The organism is Rahnella sp. AA (genome assembly GCF_002834385.1).
GTDB lineage: Bacteria > Pseudomonadota > Gammaproteobacteria > Enterobacterales > Enterobacteriaceae > Rahnella.
Map to the genome: position 1 here is coordinate 74,065 of NZ_PITQ01000002.1, position 17,638 is coordinate 91,702.

The 17,638-nt window shown below is 51.6% G+C and carries 18 protein-coding genes and 2 tRNA genes; 13 read left to right on the forward strand and 7 right to left on the reverse strand.

What is annotated here, in order from left to right; all coding sequences use genetic code 11:
• The first annotated feature begins 104 nt into the window (after nucleotides 1-104).
• The 4 genes from CWS43_RS05220 (at nucleotide 105) to CWS43_RS05235 (ending at nucleotide 4,898) form a co-directional block, all read left to right on the forward strand.
• Nucleotides 105-1,046, forward strand: a complete 942-nt coding sequence (locus CWS43_RS05220) for an AraC family transcriptional regulator (RefSeq protein ID WP_101075875.1) — start codon at nucleotides 105-107, stop codon at nucleotides 1,044-1,046.
• A 177-nt stretch (nucleotides 1,047-1,223) separates the two neighbouring features.
• Nucleotides 1,224-2,234: an iron ABC transporter substrate-binding protein gene (locus CWS43_RS05225; protein ID WP_101075876.1), complete on the forward strand. Its 1,011-nt coding sequence runs from the start codon at nucleotides 1,224-1,226 to the stop codon at nucleotides 2,232-2,234.
• 37 nt (nucleotides 2,235-2,271) lie between these two features.
• Nucleotides 2,272-3,855: an iron ABC transporter permease gene (locus tag CWS43_RS05230; RefSeq protein WP_101075877.1), complete on the forward strand. Its 1,584-nt coding sequence runs from the start codon at nucleotides 2,272-2,274 to the stop codon at nucleotides 3,853-3,855.
• The gene (locus CWS43_RS05235; protein ID WP_101075878.1) at nucleotides 3,852-4,898 is read left to right on the forward strand and encodes an ABC transporter ATP-binding protein; all 1,047 of its coding nucleotides are present in this window, start codon (nucleotides 3,852-3,854) and stop codon (nucleotides 4,896-4,898) included. The genes CWS43_RS05230 and CWS43_RS05235 overlap by 4 nt, the downstream gene beginning before the upstream one ends.
• Nucleotides 4,899-5,014: 116 nt before the next feature.
• Here the strand turns inward: CWS43_RS05235 and CWS43_RS05240 are convergent.
• A tRNA-Ser gene (locus CWS43_RS05240) sits at nucleotides 5,015-5,102 on the reverse strand.
• A gap of 225 nt (nucleotides 5,103-5,327) precedes the next feature.
• On the opposite strand from CWS43_RS05240, the gene CWS43_RS05245 reads away from it, so the two are divergent.
• Nucleotides 5,328-5,663 carry an NIPSNAP family protein gene (locus CWS43_RS05245; RefSeq protein WP_101075879.1) on the forward strand — a complete coding sequence of 112 codons (336 nt, stop codon included), beginning with the start codon at nucleotides 5,328-5,330 and terminating at the stop codon, nucleotides 5,661-5,663.
• A gap of 39 nt (nucleotides 5,664-5,702) precedes the next feature.
• Here the strand turns inward: CWS43_RS05245 and CWS43_RS27165 are convergent, their stop codons facing one another.
• Nucleotides 5,703-6,440 carry a hypothetical protein gene (locus tag CWS43_RS27165; RefSeq protein ID WP_157825352.1) on the reverse strand — a complete coding sequence of 246 codons (738 nt, stop codon included), beginning with the start codon at nucleotides 6,438-6,440 and terminating at the stop codon, nucleotides 5,703-5,705.
• Between the two features lie 175 nt (nucleotides 6,441-6,615).
• Nucleotides 6,616-6,703, reverse strand: a tRNA-Ser gene (locus tag CWS43_RS05250).
• Nucleotides 6,704-6,963: 260 nt separating this feature from the next.
• Here CWS43_RS05250 and yccA point away from each other — a divergent pair.
• Both yccA and tusE read left to right on the forward strand, forming a co-directional pair.
• The gene (gene yccA, locus CWS43_RS05255; protein WP_101075880.1) at nucleotides 6,964-7,626 is read left to right on the forward strand and encodes an FtsH protease modulator YccA; all 663 of its coding nucleotides are present in this window, start codon (nucleotides 6,964-6,966) and stop codon (nucleotides 7,624-7,626) included.
• Nucleotides 7,627-7,733: 107 nt separating this feature from the next.
• Nucleotides 7,734-8,063 (forward strand): sulfurtransferase TusE, encoded by a 330-nt coding sequence (gene tusE / locus CWS43_RS05260; RefSeq protein ID WP_101075881.1) that lies wholly within the window; start codon nucleotides 7,734-7,736, stop codon nucleotides 8,061-8,063.
• A 4-nt stretch (nucleotides 8,064-8,067) separates the two neighbouring features.
• Here tusE and yccX read toward each other — a convergent pair whose 3' ends face one another.
• A complete protein-coding gene (gene yccX / locus CWS43_RS05265; RefSeq protein WP_101075882.1) occupies nucleotides 8,068-8,346 on the reverse strand; it encodes an acylphosphatase in 279 nt (92 codons plus the stop codon).
• A gap of 99 nt (nucleotides 8,347-8,445) precedes the next feature.
• On the opposite strand from yccX, the gene rlmI reads away from it, so the two are divergent.
• Both rlmI and hspQ read left to right on the forward strand, forming a co-directional pair.
• Entirely contained in the window at nucleotides 8,446-9,639 is a 1,194-nt protein-coding gene (gene rlmI / locus CWS43_RS05270) for a 23S rRNA (cytosine(1962)-C(5))-methyltransferase RlmI (protein WP_101075883.1), read from the forward strand.
• A gap of 126 nt (nucleotides 9,640-9,765) precedes the next feature.
• Nucleotides 9,766-10,083 carry a heat shock protein HspQ gene (hspQ, locus tag CWS43_RS05275; RefSeq protein WP_101076451.1) on the forward strand — a complete coding sequence of 106 codons (318 nt, stop codon included), beginning with the start codon at nucleotides 9,766-9,768 and terminating at the stop codon, nucleotides 10,081-10,083.
• A gap of 74 nt (nucleotides 10,084-10,157) precedes the next feature.
• Here the strand turns inward: hspQ and CWS43_RS05280 are convergent, their stop codons facing one another.
• Nucleotides 10,158-10,571 (reverse strand): CoA-binding protein, encoded by a 414-nt coding sequence (locus CWS43_RS05280; protein WP_101075884.1) that lies wholly within the window; start codon nucleotides 10,569-10,571, stop codon nucleotides 10,158-10,160.
• Nucleotides 10,572-10,761: 190 nt separating this feature from the next.
• Here CWS43_RS05280 and CWS43_RS05285 point away from each other — a divergent pair, with 190 nt between their 5' ends.
• Nucleotides 10,762-11,421: a DUF2057 family protein gene (locus tag CWS43_RS05285; RefSeq protein ID WP_101075885.1), complete on the forward strand. Its 660-nt coding sequence runs from the start codon at nucleotides 10,762-10,764 to the stop codon at nucleotides 11,419-11,421.
• 118 nt (nucleotides 11,422-11,539) lie between these two features.
• Nucleotides 11,540-12,001, forward strand: coding sequence for a methylglyoxal synthase (mgsA, locus tag CWS43_RS05290; protein ID WP_101075886.1), 462 nt, complete (start codon nucleotides 11,540-11,542; stop codon nucleotides 11,999-12,001).
• 68 nt (nucleotides 12,002-12,069) lie between these two features.
• On the opposite strand, the gene helD is transcribed toward mgsA, so the two are convergent.
• On the reverse strand, nucleotides 12,070-14,124 hold the full coding sequence (gene helD, locus CWS43_RS05295) for a DNA helicase IV (RefSeq protein ID WP_101075887.1): 2,055 nt from the start codon (nucleotides 14,122-14,124) through the stop codon (nucleotides 12,070-12,072).
• Between the two features lie 195 nt (nucleotides 14,125-14,319).
• Between helD and CWS43_RS05300 the strand changes: the two genes are divergently transcribed.
• Together CWS43_RS05300 and yccS are read left to right on the forward strand one after the other, a co-directional pair.
• Nucleotides 14,320-14,781 carry a YccF domain-containing protein gene (locus tag CWS43_RS05300; RefSeq protein ID WP_101075888.1) on the forward strand — a complete coding sequence of 154 codons (462 nt, stop codon included), beginning with the start codon at nucleotides 14,320-14,322 and terminating at the stop codon, nucleotides 14,779-14,781.
• Between the two features lie 44 nt (nucleotides 14,782-14,825).
• Nucleotides 14,826-16,967, forward strand: a complete 2,142-nt coding sequence (gene yccS, locus CWS43_RS05305) for a YccS family putative transporter (protein WP_101075889.1) — start codon at nucleotides 14,826-14,828, stop codon at nucleotides 16,965-16,967.
• A gap of 27 nt (nucleotides 16,968-16,994) precedes the next feature.
• Here yccS and CWS43_RS05310 read toward each other — a convergent pair whose 3' ends face one another.
• Nucleotides 16,995-17,627 (reverse strand): TfoX/Sxy family DNA transformation protein, encoded by a 633-nt coding sequence (locus tag CWS43_RS05310; protein WP_101075890.1) that lies wholly within the window; start codon nucleotides 17,625-17,627, stop codon nucleotides 16,995-16,997.
• Nucleotides 17,628-17,638 lie beyond the last annotated feature (11 nt).

The following is a 17,638-nucleotide window of genomic DNA, read 5'->3' on the forward strand; positions in this document are numbered from 1 at the left end:
TTCACTGAAAAAATGAAAAACTACGCCATGAAATATAGGGGCTGGAGAAAAGACGATCTATGCGCTAATGTCCGTAATATCTTTGCAATCGTCCGGAGTCGCTGATGGATCCTCTTTCTGATGTGCTGTCGCTGCTAAAACCGCGCAGCTATATGTCCAAAGGCTTTGAAGCCGGCGGAGACTGGTCTGTGCAATTTCCCTCTCATTATCAGTCGATTAAATGCAATGCGATTATTACCGGCGAATGCTGGCTGGCCGTCGAATCGGTGCCTGAACCGGTTCATCTCAAAGCCGGAGACTGTTTCGTGTTGCCCAGCGGCCGCCCTTTCCGGCTCGCCAGCGATCTGAGTATTTCACCGGTCGATGCCGGGCCGATTTTTGAACAGGCGCGCGGCGGCGGCACGGTGTCGTGTAATGGCGGCAAAGATTTCTTCCTGACCGGCAGCCGTTTTGCCGTCAGCGGAGCCAATGCCCCGACCCTGCTGGCGATGCTGCCGCCGGTTGTACATATCTCGAAAGAATCTGACAAAGACAGTTTGCGCTGGGCGGTAGAACAGATGATGCAGGAACTGCGCGACGAACGCCCCGGCGGTTTGCTTATCGCGCAGCATATGGCGCACATGATGCTGGTGCAGGCGCTGCGGATGCACGTCGATAACGCGCCGGAGCGCGGGGCTAACGGATGGTTTGCCGCACTGGCGGATAAGCAGCTATCGAAAGCGCTGAACGCGATGCATGAAAACCCCGCGCACCGGTGGACGGTTCAGACGCTGGCGGAACACGCAGGCATGTCGCGCTCGGTCTTCTCACTTAAATTCAAGCAGGCCGTCGGCAGCGCGCCGCTGGAATATCTGACGCGCTGGCGTATGTTGCTGGCCGGAGACCGGCTGGCAAACGGCAACGAACCGGTTTCCAGCGTGGCATTGTCGTTGGGTTATGAGTCAGAAAGTGCATTCAGCACGGCGTTCAAGCGCACGCTGGGTTGTTCGCCCCGGCAATACGGGCAGCAAGAAGAAAGAGTTTTTGAAGAGGAATCGCGTCCCTAAGGTTTTCTTAATCTTGGATGTGTCATAAAGCGGGGCTGAAAGATGATGAGATGTTTTTACATAATTAAATACGAATCAATTTCAGAATGGTTTGCAGTGTAACTTTTTGCATTTTCACGCTTTGCACATGTAGTGACGTCGTTATCTTCTTCTTTTTTCTTTCTAAAGGATTTTCTTATGAAGTTACGTTTTTCCTCACTCGGGCCAGTCGCTTTACTCGCTTCCTCACTGATGCTGGCTTTCACTGCCCGCGCCGCCGATGAAGGCATCGTCATTTACAACGCTCAGCACGAAAACCTGGTGCAATCCTGGGTCGACGGATTCACCAAAGACACCGGTATCAAAGTCACGCTGCGTAACGGCGGCGACAGCGAACTCGGCAACCAGCTGGTGCAGGAAGGTAGCGCCTCTCCGGCCGACGTGTTTCTGACCGAGAACTCTCCGGCAATGGTACTGGTGGATAACGCCAAATTGTTCGCCCCGCTCGATTCCGCCACTCAGCAACAGGTGGACTCCGCTTACCGTCCTGCGCATGGCCGCTGGATTGGTATCGCCGCCCGCACCACCGTTTTTGTCTATAACCCGGAAAAAATCAGCGAAGCACAGTTGCCAAAATCACTGATGGATCTGGCAAAACCGGAATGGAAAGGCCGCTGGGCGGCTTCACCTTCCGGCGCGGATTTCCAGGCTATCGTGAGCGCATTGCTGGAACTGAAAGGCGAAAAAGCCACGCTGGAATGGCTGAAAGCGATGAAAACCAATTTCACCGCCTATAAAGGCAACAGCACCGTAATGAAAGCCGTAAACGCCGGGCAGATCGACGGCGGGATCATCTATCACTACTACCGTTTTGTGGATCAGGCCAAAACCGGTGAAAACAGCAAAAATACGCAGCTGTATTACTTCAAACATAAAGATCCGGGCGCGTTTGTCAGCATCTCCGGCGGTGGCGTTCTGGCTTCCAGCAAGCATCAGAAAGAAGCGCAGGAATTTGTTAAGTGGATCACCGGTAAGCAAGGACAGGAAATTCTGCGCACTAACGACGCATTTGAATATGCCGTTGGCGTGAACGCAGCGTCTAACCCGAAACTGGTTCCGCTTAAAGAACTGGATGCGCCGAAAGTGGATGCGTCTAAGCTGAACAGCAAGAAAGTGGTCGATTTAATGACTCAAGCCGGTCTGCTGTAACAGCAGTAATTTTCACGAGCAGCGTGCCTTAATCATCATGTCGAATATGAGTCTCGAAGGTGTCCGCGCCAGATGGCGTATCCGCCGCAACGGTTCCTCCCGCCGGGCAGGAGCCGGAATTGTGCTGGCGGCGGTGGTATTGTCCCTGCTGTCGTTGCTCCCGCTGGGATTCGTGGTCGGCATTACCCTCGATACCGGCTGGCAAACGGTTAAGGCACTGGTTTTTCGCCCTCGCGTGGGCGAATTGCTGACCAATACCGTGCTGCTGGTGGTCATCACGCTGCCGCTTTGCGCCGTCACCGGCATTGCGCTGGCGTGGCTGACCGAAAGAACCCGTCTGCCCGGCCGCAGGATCTGGTCTTTGCTCGCAACAGCCCCGCTGGCGGTTCCGGCTTTTGTGCAAAGCTACGCGTGGATCAGCCTCGTTCCGTCAATGCACGGGCTGGGCGCAGGCGTATTTATCTCCCTGATTGCCTATTTCCCTTTTATCTATCTGCCCGCCGCCGCCGTTTTACGACGTCTTGATCCCGGGCTGGAAGATGCCGCAGCGTCTGCAGGCTCAGCGCCTGTTGCCGTTTTTTTTCGGGTGATTCTCCCGCAGTTAAAACTGGCCGTCTGGGGCGGGCTACTGCTGATTGCCCTGCACCTGCTGGCCGAATACGGTCTTTACGCGATGATCCGCTTCGATACGTTTACGACAGCGATCTTCGATCAGTTTCAGTCCACGTTTAACGGCCCCGCCGCCAATATGCTGGCCGGTGTGCTGGCGCTGTGCTGTCTCGCCGTTTTACTGGTGGAAACCGCCAGTCGCGGGAAAGCGCGCTACGCCCGCGTCGGCTCCGGCAGCGCCAGACGGCAGATTTTGCGCCCGATGAGCACCGGCATAACAGCCCTGAGTTTATGCCTGCCTGTCCTGCTGACCGCCCTTTCGCTCGGCGTCCCGTTTGTTACGCTGGCGCGCTGGCTTTATCTCGGCGGCACCGATGTCTGGCTTAATCCGCAACTGTGGCCCGCGCTGAAACAAACGCTGCTGTACGCGCTGGCCGGTGCGGCAATCACCACGGTTTGCGCGGTGCCGATGGCCTGGATTTCGGTGCGTTATCCGGGGCGGTTATACCGCTTTCTGGAAGGCTGCAATTACATCACCAGCTCCCTGCCCGGCATTGTCGTCGCGCTGGCGCTGGTCACCATTACTATCCGCATTGCACGCCCGCTTTATCAGACGGAAATCACCATTTTGTTCGCCTATCTGCTGATGTTTATGCCGCGCGCATTAATCAATCTGCGGGCAGGAATTGCACAGGCTCCGGTAGAGCTGGAAAACGCTGCCCGAAGCCTGGGACGTTCCCCTTTTCAGGCATTGTGGAGCACGACGATGCGCCTTGCGGCACCGGGTGCCGCTGCCGGTGCGGCGCTGGTTTTCCTCGCGGTCACTAATGAACTGACTGCGACGTTATTGCTGGCACCCAACGGCACCCGCACGCTGGCGACGGCGTTCTGGGCGCTGACCAGTGAAATTGATTATGTTGCGGCTTCGCCTTATGCGCTGCTGATCGTTTTGCTGTCGCTGCCGCTGACCTGGATACTTTATTCACAATCTCAACGTAAGGCCGGACTATGAGTACGCTCGAACTGCGTGGAATCAGCAAATCTTACACGGCCGTCAGGGTGCTGGAGAATATCGACCTGCGCGTCAGTCCGGGCAGCCGGACGGCGATTGTCGGCCCTTCCGGCTCAGGAAAAACCACGTTACTGCGCATTATTGCCGGATTCGAAAACCCCGATCACGGCAAAGTCTTTTTGCAGGGAAATCTGCTGCACGGCACCGGATTGCATATCCCCGCGCATAAAAGAGGTATCGGATTTGTTCCGCAGGATGGCGCGCTGTTTCCGCATTTCACTGTTGCCGGGAACATTGCGTACGGACTGACGGGCGGGAAACGTGAGAAACAAATCCGCATCGACGAGCTGATGGATATGGTGGCTCTGGACCGGCGTCTGGCCGAACTCTGGCCGCACGAACTTTCCGGCGGTCAGCAACAACGCGTGGCGCTGGCACGGGCGTTAGCGCAAACGCCGGTACTGATGCTGCTCGATGAGCCGTTTTCGGCCCTCGATACCGCCCTGCGCGCATCAACGCGAAAAGCGGTGGCGGAATTGCTGGCGGAAACACGTATCGCCTCGGTTTTGGTGACGCACGACCAGACCGAAGCGCTGTCATTTGCCGATCAGGTTGCGGTCATGCGAAATGGCAAACTGGCACATGTCGGTGCGCCGCAGGAATTATATCTGCGTCCGGCAGACGAGCTGACTGCCACATTTTTAGGGGAAACGTTACTGCTGGACGCACGCCTTGAACGCGGCCAGGCACGCTGTGCGTTGGGGAATATTGCAGTGGATAACGCGTTTCGCACCGGCACCGCACGCATCATGCTGCGCCCGGAGCAAATCCGCATTACGCCCGCAGAAAACCTGACCGGGGCAATGCACTGCCCCGCAACGGTGGTCAGCGTTGATTTTGCCGGGTTTATCTCAACGCTGAGCCTGGAGCTTGCCGACAGCAAACAGGTGCTCGATATCAGGATGATCAGCCAGAGAGATATTGCTGTGGGAACCTCAGTGGATATCCGCGTCGAAGGCAACGCACACGTTTTTCAGCCGTAGTTTTTCATCCGCTGCGGGGCGATTGTCCCCGCCAAACACCACGTATTTGCACAAACTCCCGAATTCCAGACACAAAAAAAGCCGCTAATTGCTTAGCAGCTTTAATGTGTTGTTTATGGCGGAGGAGGAGAGATTCGAACTCTCGAATGGTTTCCCATCGCCGGTTTTCAAGACCGGTGCCTTCAGCCGCTCGGCCACCCCTCCGTAAACAACAAGTACTTTGCGACATCAGTCGTTCAGTACGGGGCGTAGTATACAAGAATTTAAGCCGTTGCCAAGAGTCTTTTTTACGTTATTTTGTTGATTTAATGAGCATATAGAACTATTTGGCGTGTTTTTGTTCACAATATTTAATTGAGAAGTTTTGAGATGCGCTGACGAGGTATCATTGTCCCCCTGTTACCCAATAATTTCCAGGAATGGACAACCATGAGAATTGTAGAATTTTTGCTTTATAGCCTTAAAAAAGACTCGGGGGCGGAATTTCACCGGATTATGCAAGAGGAAAGTATTCCGCTTCACCGCGCTGCCGGGATGGATGTTGTGGCTTACGGGCCATCATTACATGATTCAGATTCATACCATTTGATACGTGCGTATGACAGCCTCGTTCATCTGGCAGAGTCGCAACAATCGTTTTATCAGAGTGGCGACTGGCGTAATGGCCCAAGAGAAGAGATTATTTGCCGTATTAAAGCCAGCGTGAAATCTGTGGTCAATTTGTCAGATGAAGCCATTAACGGCCTCATAAGCGCGTCGGTTTAAATACTCTTGCATTGCAATCTGGGAATGATTGCGAGTAATTCAAAGTCTGCCAGAACTTCTTTTCGCTGAGCCTTTAATTTTTTTACTTTGCAGCGATTTCTTATGTGAAGGATCTAATTGAGAGGTGTATCGGATACTCTGGCTTTTCAAAAGAGTTATTTGCTGTGTTTTATAATCCGAGGCAGTTGGATAACCCAGGAGAACAAATAGTAAAATTGTGGACACATAAACTTTATTGATTGAAAAACGTTTGAGGGCCGCAGTCTCGGGATTTATGGATCGATTAGGTAATGGCGGCTGGTCTGCTACCGAACGAGGTTTGTTGCGTGAGTCTATCTCAACAATACCCCTTGGGAGATGCCTATCCGAGGCTGAAGACGGAAGATTATCATTTTGTTCTTTGGTTGGGCTTCTTACGCCCGATATACCAACATTTCTAAGCTTTTCAGCGTTTATTATGAGCTTATTCGCGGGAGTATTTACTCCACTCTGAGAAACCTCGTGGCGAAGAGAAGGAGATTCGTTGAAACAATGTTCTCTAAAGTACCAACCACCAAAATTTCCTATGACTTCGCCAGTGTTACTATCGACGATAGAATCTTTAATAACCCTATCAATTCTAAAATGTCGTTTTGCACGCCGGAGCAAACAATAACCAGAAAAAATCAATGAGCTTGAATCATACCATTCGACCTCTACTGATCTTTTGGTCTTCTGTTTTTCTACATCCTGATATTCAAAGGTTATCGAAATATTTTTTAAGAAAACCTTTGCCATTTAGCACCTCAATAATCAAATATCATCAACAAAAATAAGACTAGCATTGAGTGAATTGCAGGCAACTGATCCAGAGCAGTATTTGAATAGTGAAAGGGTTCTAGCCAATTGTCTGGCACAAATTTCAGAGACAAAAAAAGCCGCTAATTTCTTAGCAGCTTTTCTGTGTTGTTTATGGCGGAGGAGAAGAGATTCGAACTCTTGAATGGTTTCCCATCGCCGGTTTTCAAGACCGGTGCCTTCAGCCGCTCGGCCACCCCTCCGCAACGAAGCGAACTATAAACATAGCCGATCAGGTTGTAAAGCCTGATTGCATTCAATTGCCTGAAAAACAGGCATTCGGTTCTCAAGCGGCGATTTAAGCATCATTGCGGCGATTTTGGCATCAAGAAACCCCGCCCGGCGGCACTTAGGGAGGTAAAGAAGGGTAAAACGTCTTTAATGACGCCGCGCCACTATTTACACTTCAGTCTGACTGTATTTTCACCGACTCCAACGTTTTGTTAAAAGTGAGAATTTTATTATGGATCGTTACGCTGCCACTACGTCATCACGCGCAGGCTCGTTGTTAAGCACACACCGGGTGTTGCGTAATACTTATTTCCTGTTAGCACTGACGCTCGGCGTTTCGGCGATCACTGCGACGGCGAGTACAGTTCTCCGCTTACCTGCACCGGGCTTCCTGCTGACTATCGTCGGTTTTTACGGCCTGATGTTTCTGACTTACCGCACAGCGAACAGCCCGGCGGGTATTTTGTCCGCCTTCGCGCTGACCGGTTTCATGGGCTATACGCTCGGGCCGTTGCTGAGCTCCCTGCTTTCCGTGGGCGCCGGTGACATTATTATGCTGGCGCTTGGCGGTACGGCATTGGTCTTCTTCTGCTGTTCGGCTTACGTGCTGACCACGCGAAAAGATATGTCGTTCCTGTCGGGCATGATGATGGCGGGCTTTGTCGTGCTGCTGGTCGCGGTTATCGCGAACCTGTTCCTGCAAATTCCGGCGCTGTCGCTGGCAATCAGCTGTCTGTTTATTCTGTTCTCGGCAGGCGCGATCCTGTGGGAGACCAGTAATATTATTCACGGCGGCGAAACCAACTATATTCGCGCCACGGTCAGCCTGTATGTGTCGCTCTACAACGTGTTTGTCAGCCTGCTGAGCATTCTCGGGATGTCATCACGTAACTGATTACACACGTAATCCGTTCGGGCCCCGCCACCGTGCGGGGCTTTTTATTTTGTCTGACAGGGCTTTTTGCTAAACTGTCGGCTGCATTTTTACAAGTCAGAGGTTGTATGCTGGAGTTTGACGGTCAGGTGATTGAAACCGACGCTCAGGGTTACCTGAAAAACAGTAATGACTGGCAGGAAGGCATGGCGCCGCTGCTGGCAGAAGAAGAAGGCATTCAACTGACCGACGCGCACTGGGAAGTGGTGCGTTTCGTGCGCGAGTTTTACCTCGAATTCAATACATCACCCGCCGTGCGTATGCTGGTGAAAGCAATGGCAAAGAAATACGGTGAAGAGAAAGGCAACAGCCGCTATCTGTTCAGGCTCTTCCCGAAAGGCCCGGCCAAACAGGCGACCAAAATCGCAGGCCTGCCTAAACCGGTAAAATGCCTGTAATGGTTCAGTATTTGATTTTGAAATCGGTGTAATGACCAGGCGCGGCGGGCTCACTCAGCACGCGATCAACCCGCGCATGTTTCGGGCCGCCCTGTTTCAGCCAGGCTAACAGTTGATCCACTTTCTCCTGTTCGCCGCACGCCACCACTTCGACGCTGCCGTCATCAAGATTTTTTGCATAACCGGTCAGCCCTAACCCGGTAGCCTGATGTTGTGTCGCAAAACGAAAACCGACACCCTGCACCATGCCGTAGACATAGGCGGCTATACTGACTTTTGCCATAATATTTCTCTCCGTTAGCGGTATGGTTCGTTGCAATTTCACCTGCATGACCGGACAATGTCGCTCTTTTTTGTCTCCGAACCGACAGAACCTAATTTTATGACTGCACGTTTAATTCTGGCCAAAGGCCGCGAAAAATCACTTTTACGCCGCCACCCGTGGGTGTTTTCCGGCGCTGTTCAGCGCGTCGAGGGTAAAGCCAATTCCGGCGACACTATTGATATTGTAGACAGTCAGGGGAAATGGCTGGCGCGCGGTGCTTATTCGCCGTCATCCCAGATCCGTGCCCGTGTCTGGACTTTCCAGCAAGATGAAGATATCGATATCGATTTCTTCGTCCGCCGTTTACAGCAGGCGCAAAGCTGGCGTGATTATATCGCCAAACGTGACGGGCTGGACGGCTACCGTCTGATTGCCGGTGAATCCGACTGCCTGCCAGGCATCACCATCGACCGTTTCCAGAATTTCCTGGTGCTGCAATTGCTGTCTGCCGGTGCGGAATACCAGCGTGCACCACTGATTGCCGCATTGCAGCGCTGCTATCCGGAATGCGCAATCTGGGATCGCTCTGACGTTGCCGTGCGTAAGAAAGAAGGTCTGGAACTGGTTCAGGGCCATGTGGTCGGTGAAGAACCGCCAGCCCTGCTGCCGATTCAGGAACACGGCATGAGCCTGCTGGTTGATATCAAAGAAGGCCATAAAACCGGTTTCTATCTTGATCAGCGTGACAGCCGCTTTGCCGCACGCAGCTACGCCGCAGGCCGCAATGTGCTGAACTGTTTCTCCTACACCGGCGCGTTCGCCGTGTCTGCGCTGATGGGCGGCTGCACCAAAGTCACCAACGTGGACACCTCTCAGGCCGCGCTGGACGTTGCGCGTCAGAACGTTGAGCTGAACAAACTGGATCTGTCGAAAGCAGAATTCGTCCGCGAAGACGTTTTCCAGCTGCTGCGTAAATATCGCGCGGAAGGCCAGCAGTTCGACATGATTGTGATGGATCCGCCGAAATTTGTTGAGAACAAAAACCAGCTGGCAAGCGCCTGTCGTGGCTACAAAGATATTAATATGTTGGCGATCCAGCTGCTGCGCCCCGGCGGTATTTTACTGAGCTTCTCCTGTTCCGGCCTGCTGCCAACCGATTTGTTCCAGAAAATCCTCGCTGACGCCGCACTGGATGCCGGTCGCGAAATTCAGTTCGTGGAGCAGTTCCGTCAGGCTGCCGATCACCCGGTGACCGGTGCGTATCCTGAAGGTTTATACCTGAAGGGCTTCGCCTGTCTGGTGATGAATTAATCCGATGATCACGACGTGCTGTTCCGGCAGCGCGTCGCAGAATTTTTAGCAGATTAAGTGGTCAAAACTTGAAATAGCACATTTTATCTCCATATAGAGATTAATGGATAATTTTGGGAGATGACTATGATTGCCAGCAAATACGGTATCGGCCAGCAAGTTCGCCACAGACTGTTAGGCTATTTAGGTGTGGTAATTGACGTCGACGCGGAATATTCACTCGAAAAGCCCGGTGTCGACGATGTTGCCGCAGACGATTCGATGCGAACAGCGCCCTGGTATCATGTGGTGATGGAAGATGAAGAAGGCCAGCCGGTGCATACCTATCTGGCAGAAATTCAGATTGATCATGAAGCCGCGCGTTCACATCCGGAACAAACCTCGCTGGATGATCTGGCCGCATCTATTCGCAGCCAGCTACAGGCGCCGCGTCTGCGCAACTGATCATCGCACACCCGCTTAATGAAAAACCGGCTATTTGAGCCGGTTTTTCATCTTATTATCACTGCCTGCGATAGCTACTTTTCCATTCCCAGACGAGGGATTTCAATTTTCGGGCAGCGATCCATCACCACTTTCAACCCGGCATCTTTTGCCAGCACCGCGGCCTGTTCGTTGATCACGCCTAATTGCAGCCACAGCACTTTCGCTTTAATCGCGATGGCTTCTTGCGCAATGCCGTAAGCAGCTTCCGCATTACGGAAAACATCGACCATATCCACCGGTTCCGCGATTTCGGCAAGCGTTCCCACCGCTTTTTGCCCCAGCAATTCCTGCCCTGCCAGTTTAGGGCTGACCGGAATGACCTTAAATCCCTGAGAAAGCAGGTAGGCCATCACGCCGTAACTCGGGCGTCCCGGATTATCGCTGGCACCCACCAGAGCGATCGTTTTTACATCCTCGAGAATTTTGCGAATATCATTATCTTGCACGGGGTTATCTCCTTTGACCTTTCCGCATTAAGTGTAACGCAGCCTGACGGTTTCGACAGTGCCCGGCTTAAAAATGAGCGCCCCCCAAGAATTAACGCATGTGAAATTAAAACATTTTGTAAAACTTTGACACACAATCACCATTACTGAATAATGGAGGATGAGCAATGGTGTGTCTGAGGAGAGAAGAATGAAAGTCTGTCGTGCGCTGGTCGCATTAGCGAGCTTCAGCCTGATGGCGTCAGCTTCAGCGACCTCCCTCAAACTGTCTGCCGATGTGGATGTGCTGGTGATTGACGGCAAGCAGATGTCCGGTGCCATTCTGAAAGGCGCTGACAGCCTTGAACTTGACGGCGGTCAGCACCAGATCCTGTTTCAGGTCAGCAAAAATCTTCATTCTGCCGCACAGCAGATGCCACTGCCTTACCACTCCCCGGCTCTCATCGTCACCTTTAACGCCAAAAGTAACCGTTCAGTCTCTTTCATTTTGCCTCAGCTAAACAATGAAAAAGACGCGGTGCAGTTTAACCAGCACATGGATTATCAGTTGATTGATGAACGAGGGCATCAGATACCCACACAGCGTGATGTTTTGAATATGTTTAATCCGGTACATGCCGCAGACGCCGAAAAACTGATGATGACCTATAACTTATCCGGCGCACGTGCTGCGGTACCTTCTTTCGCGAAAGGTAATACCGATAAGAAATCAGCGCTGGCGAGCGAAGCGCCGTCGCAAATCTCCATTGCCTATCTTCACCCGCTTTGGACCCGGCTGGCCGCCAATGCGGGCATTGAACAATTGTTACTCTGGTTTAAACTACCGGAAAAACAGGAACGCACCTCGTAATTTAACCTGCATCACGCATTCTCTTTCTTAACCCCGAATTATTGCTCCCGCGCTATGCAGTAAAACGGAGTTTCAGTATTCTGTGATCCACTCTTACTTTCGCGTTGAAGGGAATTAGATGGAATACACGACCCGTACTATCGCCAAACAAAAACATATTGCTCTGGTCGCTCACGACCACTGCAAAAATACCCTGATGAAATGGGTTGATAAAAACGTGGCTGAGCTGTCGCAGCACATTCTTTACGCCACTGGCACCACGGGGAATCTGGTTCAGCGCAGCACCGGCATTACGGTAAAAAGCATGCTGAGCGGCCCGATGGGCGGCGACCAGCAGGTTGGCGCGCTGATTGCTGAAGGGAAAATTGATCTGCTGATTTTCCTTTGGGATCCGCTCAATGCGGTGCCTCACGACCCGGATGTTAAAGCTCTGCTACGTCTGGCTACCGTATGGAATATTCCAGTCGCAACCAATGTCGCGACAGCCGATTTCCTGATTGCCTCTCCGCTCTTCCAGTCAGAAGTGGAAATTTCGATCCCTGATTATCAGCGTTATTTGTGGGCACGTTTGAAAGAGTGATACGCGCCGCTGCGTATTTGTCATGCTTTCATCAGCAAAACGCCCGGCATTGGCCGGGCGTTTTGTTATCAGGGTTTTCGTTGCACCGGAACACCGATATCTTCAAGCTGTTCCACAAAAATGGAAGGACGTGCTTTATCCTGCATTAACCAGACCTGATGCTTCGCACGGGTCATCGCCACATACAGCAACCGCCGTTCCTCGGCATCCATGAAATCTTCAGGTTCCGGCAATAAGACCTGCTCCAGCACCGATTCACGCGCCGGTGCGGGGAAACCGTCGTTGCCTTCGTGCAGCCCGACGATAATAACGTATTCCGCCTGCTGACCTTTACTGGCGTGGATCGTCATAAATTCAAGATTCAGCTTCGGCCAGCGGGTAGCGGCTTTTTCTAAAATCTGTGGCCTCAGATGATGATAACGCGCCAGCACCAGAATCTTTTCATCGGCGGTGACATAACCACTGAGCTTATCCAGCAGCTTTTCCAGCTGTTCGTCCGGCAGGATCACCACATTTTTCTTATTGCCCTTCGTCAGGCTGTTCAGCGGTTTCTTCAGCTGATGAGGGTTTTGCTGAACAAATTTATTGGCGATTTCGCCGATACGATCGTTGAACCGGTAAGTGGTATCGAGAGCACATTGCGCACCTTCGCCAAAGTTCGTCGCGAAAGCGGTAGTCAGGGAAAGCTCTGCGCCGCTGAAGCGGTAAATGGCCTGCCAGTCATCGCCGACCGCAAACAGGCTGGTGCGTTTATTGAGTTTGCTTAATGCCGCAAGCAACAGAGCGCGCTGCGGCGAAATATCCTGAAACTCATCGACCAGAATGTGTTTCCAGGGGCTGACAAAACGGCCTTTTTCCAGAATATTCACGGCCTGATGAATAAGCCCGGAGAAATCCACCGCGCCCTCTTCTTTGAGCGCCGTTTTCCAGGCTTTCAACAGTGGAGCCATCAGACGGATGCGCTTAGTAAACAGATCTTTCACGTCTTCCGGCGCACTTTCAATCATTTCAGCCTGGCTGCCGCCGTGCATGCGCATCAGGCTCAACCAGCGTTCCAGGCGGCTGCCCAGACGCTCGGACAGCGATTTGCTCTTCCAGTAATCCCCTTCCGGCACATCCCATTCGAGCTCGTCAGTCATCCACTGCCGCCAGCCGCTGGCCTGCACCTTTTTACCGGCACATTGCTCCTGCCAGGTTTTGACAAGCAGGCTGCGACGTGCTTTGGCGTCAGTTTCCAGCTTACTGATTTTTGGCACTTTCTTGCTGCCTTCCTGAATAATCTGCAAAGCCAGCGCATGGAACGTTTTGGCTTTGATGCCGTCGGTATGCAGGCGCTCTTTTATACGCGTATTCATTTCATCGGCCGCCTGGCGGCCAAACGCCAGCAGCAGGATTTGCTCCGGCACGGCTTCCTGACGGCGCAGTAACCAGCCTGCGCGAGCCACCAGCACCGAGGTTTTACCGCTGCCCGCCCCCGCAAGCACTAAAACTGCATCTTCACCATTCACCACTGCACGGCACTGGCTTTCGTTTAGCGGGGAAACTTCGACGGTATCAAAGAAATCCTGATTTTCCGCAATCACCCGGTCAGTCCAGGCCAGATTGCGCTTATCGACGCTGCGCTTACCCTGCTCAAGCCAGCGCAAGCAGGTGAGATAATCTTCGCGGCAATTATCGAAATCATTGAGGCGTTCAACAGGGACAGGAATGGCGGTAAAAGCTTGCGTGATGTCTTTCCGGACATCAGCCAGGTCGGCACTTTTAAACCATTTATCCTGTTCTTCAATGTGCGTAATTTTCTCAATTTGGCCGTGCAAAACGCCCGCGCTGACCTCACTCATCTCCTCACTCCAGGCCTGCCAGATTTTGAGAAGATGTTGATAAAAACGCTGAGTTTCCTGCCATTCGGTTCCGTGCAGGCGAACAACTTTTGCCTCAGGCAATTCAAATTCGAGCTCACCCCAGACAATGCCGCGCTTACAGCGGATCTGGATAAGCTGATTAAAAGGGATCAGGTAATGATGTTTGTCACCGCTGACTTCCACACCCGCATTAAGCAGACGCACCCGGTTGTAGGGATGCTGCGCCAGATGTTTACCCAATGAGGTCGATTTCAATTCCATATCATCACACCGTGTTTTCTCTCTAATTTCTGATGCAAAGGTAATGTTTATAATTTTACATGCAAGCGTATTTAAGAGTTTACCTTCGATACGCGAAGGCGATCCACGTTCCAAAACAGAGTAGAATAGAAGTTATGTTTATTTTTAGTGACTCTGCAATTTTTCAACTTATTAATACCTTTGGGAAGAGCCGACATGCGTACAGTACTCAATATTCTTAACTTCGTTTTAGGCGGTTTCTTCACCACGCTTGCCTGGCTTTTGGCCACACTGGTGAGCATAGTGCTGATTTTTACCCTGCCGCTGACCCGCTCCTGCTGGGAAATAACCCGCCTTTCACTGATGCCATTTGGTAACGAAGCAATGCACGTTGATGAATTGTATCCTGAAAAACGCAACGCTCTCCTGTCAGGCGGCGGAACGCTGTTGAATATCTTCTGGTTTATTTTTTTCGGCTGGTGGTTATGCTTGTCACATATTTTGGCCGGTATCGCTCAATGTATCAGCATTATTGGTATCCCGGTGGGCATCGCGAACTTTAAAATCGCAGCCATTGCACTCTGGCCGGTAGGGCGCAGAGTTGTTTCCGTTGAGCTGGCAAAACAAGTCCGTGAAGCCAATGCAAGCCGTCAGATAAAAAATGGACGCATTCGCTGAATACGATTTTAAATTATGAATGATTATAAACGTGGGGTTTTTTCGTGCTTTCTATTGCACCGGGTTTAAGGCGTTATGCCTATAACAGCAATGTCCTTTATCACATCAGGATTTTCATTGCCCTGACAGGTGCAGCCGCCGTCCCGTGGTGGTTGGGCCAGATTACGCTAACGATCCCACTCACGCTGGGTGTGGTTGCCGCTGCACTGACTGACCTTGATGACCGGCTGGCTGGCCGGTTACGCAATCTGTTGATTACGCTGATTTGCTTTTTCGTGGCGTCGGCGTCGATAGAGCTGCTGTTCCCCTACCCCTGGTTGTTTGCTCCCGGGCTGATGATTTCAACCTGCGGTTTTATATTGCTTGGCGCGCTGGGGCAGCGGTACGCAACGATTGCGTTCGGTGCATTGCTGATCGCCATTTATACCATGCTCGGCACCAGCATGTACCACATCTGGTACCAGCAGCCCCTCATTCTGCTCGCCGGGGCTATCTGGTATAACCTGCTGACACTGGCCGGGCATATTATTTTCCCTATCCGTCCGTTGCAGGATCAAATATCCCGTTGTTTCATCCAGCTGGCGGCCTATCTGGAAGCAAAAGCGACGCTTTTTGACCCCGATCAGGAAGACAACAATCAGCAACTGGTGGAGCTGGCTATGGCCAACGGTCAGTTGGTTTCCACACTTAATCAGACAAAAAATACGCTGCAAACCCGTCTGAAAGGTGACAGGGGGCAAAAAGGGACGCGCCGCACCCTGCACTACTATTTTGTCGTGCAGGACATTCATGAACGCGCCAGTTCATCCCATGTCAAATACCTCAAATTAAGTGAGCAATTTCATCACAGTGACATCCTGTTCCGCTTTCAGCGTCTGATGAGTATGCAGGCTCGCGCCTGTTTGCAGCTTTCCCAGTGCATTTTGTATCGTCAGCAATATATTCATAACAGCCAGTTTGAACGGGCATTTTCCCGGCTGGGTGAAGCACTGAAACGTCTGGAATTGCAAGGAGAACACCGCGATATGCTGCAGGCGCTGCGCCATCTGCTGCGTAATCTGCATGCTATCGATGCACAGTTGGCAAATATTGAATCTGAACAGTCCTTGCCGGAAAATCAGGCCGGTAAAAACACGTTCGCTGAAGACCGTCTGACGGGGCTTGATGATATCTGGCTGCGGATTTCCCGTCATTTTACGCCGCAGTCTGTGCTGTTTCGCCATGCGGTGCGCATGTCTGTGGTGCTTTTTATCGGCTATGTATTTATCCAGGTCAGCGGGCTCAATCACGGTTACTGGATTTTGCTCACCAGCCTTTTTGTATGTCAGCCCAACTACAGTGCAACCCGTCGCCGGCTGGCGCTGAGAATCATTGGCACGCTTGCCGGTATTGCTTTGGGCATCCCCATCTTGTATTTCGTGCCCTCAGTTGACGGCCAGATGATCTTGATTGTCATCAGTGGTTTGCTGTTTTTTGCATTCCGTACAGTGCAGTACGCGCAGGCAACCATGTTTATTACCTTGCTGGTATTATTATGCTTCAATTTGCTGGGTGAAGGCTTTGAAGTTGCCATTCCGAGGATCATTGATACTTTGATTGGCTGTGGCATCGCCTGGGCTGCGGTGACATTTATCTGGCCAGACTGGAAATTCAGACAGATCGACAGAGTTATTAGCAAAACATTCGATGCTAATTGCCGCTATCTGGACGCAATTTTAGTGCAATACCATCAGGGCAAAGATAACAGCCTGGACTACAGACTGGCACGCCGTGATGCGCACAATTGTGACGCGGAGTTAGCATCCGTCGTCTCTAATATGGGCTCGGAGAAAAATAACGATCCGGCAACCCTTGAAGCGGCATTTCGCCTGTTGTGTCTTAACCACACCATGCTGAGCTATATTTCCGCGTTAGGGGCCCACAGGGAAAAACTTACTGATACAGAAACGCTGGCTTTGCTTGATGATGCCGTGTGCTGCGTGGATGATGCTTTGCACCATTTACCTTCAGACGATTCACGAATTGCACAGGCGCTGGAACAGCTTGCCCTGCGTATCCAAATGAGGACCCCGGATTTTGACAGTAAAGAGCAGCTCGTTTTACAACAAATTGGATTACTGGTGGCCCATTTGCCTGAACTCACCAGTCTGAATAATAAAATCCTGCCTGTTCAGAGCCATGCCTGACAACATCCGTGCATTTTTCAGCAAAAATTAATGCACGCTGGCGGGTATCATTGGTGGCTGACGGTTAAACCAGAGGGTCAGTGATTCTCTGGAAGCCGTCGGCAAGGCGGCTTCATGAAAGCCCAGAATTGCCCCTTCCAAAGCCATTAACAGATTAATTCCCAAATTCTTTTTTTTTATCGCACACAGCTTGAGGTATGTCTTACATGCACCCTGCATGCGCAGGTCTCGTGAATTTTCAATGCCGACTTGCCAGAGCATTTTTTCCAGTGCAAGCGTGAGATTAGGTAAGTCTTTCAGCCGCCTCGTTTCATTATTTTTTCTCTCTTCAATATCATATTGCATTCCTTTCAGCGAAAGCGTGCCCAGTTTAAGTAACATTTGAGGGTCGTTCCATTGCTCCTGGCTGACTTTGAAGTAACGCAGTTGCACGGACATCCCCCGCTTACGGTAGGTCAGCCTTTCCATTTTTTTTCGACGAAAATGCGTTTCATTTTGGTTATTTGCTCGAAGATACAACTCGCCTTCAGAGACAAGAGCGAACATGACACGATCGGCAGATAAGCTGAAACCGCCAAACTGGGTGCGAGACCGCATATTACCTAGAGGAGCAAACAAGCTCAGACATTCAAGCACTCTTTTTTTTGATTGGTTTATCATTGCGTTATCCT

Coding starts and splice junctions, on each gene's coding strand:
- CWS43_RS05220 (WP_101075875.1), top strand. CDS start 105: ATGGATCCTCTTTCTGATGTGCTGTCGCTGCTAAAACCGCGCAGCTAT.
- CWS43_RS05225 (WP_101075876.1), top strand. CDS start 1,224: ATGAAGTTACGTTTTTCCTCACTCGGGCCAGTCGCTTTACTCGCTTCC.
- CWS43_RS05230 (WP_101075877.1), top strand. CDS start 2,272: ATGTCGAATATGAGTCTCGAAGGTGTCCGCGCCAGATGGCGTATCCGC.
- CWS43_RS05235 (WP_101075878.1), top strand. CDS start 3,852: ATGAGTACGCTCGAACTGCGTGGAATCAGCAAATCTTACACGGCCGTC.
- CWS43_RS05245 (WP_101075879.1), top strand. CDS start 5,328: ATGAGAATTGTAGAATTTTTGCTTTATAGCCTTAAAAAAGACTCGGGG.
- CWS43_RS27165 (WP_157825352.1), bottom strand. CDS start 6,440: ATGGCAAAGGTTTTCTTAAAAAATATTTCGATAACCTTTGAATATCAG.
- yccA (WP_101075880.1), top strand. CDS start 6,964: ATGGATCGTTACGCTGCCACTACGTCATCACGCGCAGGCTCGTTGTTA.
- tusE (WP_101075881.1), top strand. CDS start 7,734: ATGCTGGAGTTTGACGGTCAGGTGATTGAAACCGACGCTCAGGGTTAC.
- yccX (WP_101075882.1), bottom strand. CDS start 8,346: ATGGCAAAAGTCAGTATAGCCGCCTATGTCTACGGCATGGTGCAGGGT.
- rlmI (WP_101075883.1), top strand. CDS start 8,446: ATGACTGCACGTTTAATTCTGGCCAAAGGCCGCGAAAAATCACTTTTA.
- hspQ (WP_101076451.1), top strand. CDS start 9,766: ATGATTGCCAGCAAATACGGTATCGGCCAGCAAGTTCGCCACAGACTG.
- CWS43_RS05285 (WP_101075885.1), top strand. CDS start 10,762: ATGAAAGTCTGTCGTGCGCTGGTCGCATTAGCGAGCTTCAGCCTGATG.
- mgsA (WP_101075886.1), top strand. CDS start 11,540: ATGGAATACACGACCCGTACTATCGCCAAACAAAAACATATTGCTCTG.
- helD (WP_101075887.1), bottom strand. CDS start 14,124: ATGGAATTGAAATCGACCTCATTGGGTAAACATCTGGCGCAGCATCCC.
- CWS43_RS05300 (WP_101075888.1), top strand. CDS start 14,320: ATGCGTACAGTACTCAATATTCTTAACTTCGTTTTAGGCGGTTTCTTC.
- CWS43_RS05310 (WP_101075890.1), bottom strand. CDS start 17,627: ATGATAAACCAATCAAAAAAAAGAGTGCTTGAATGTCTGAGCTTGTTT.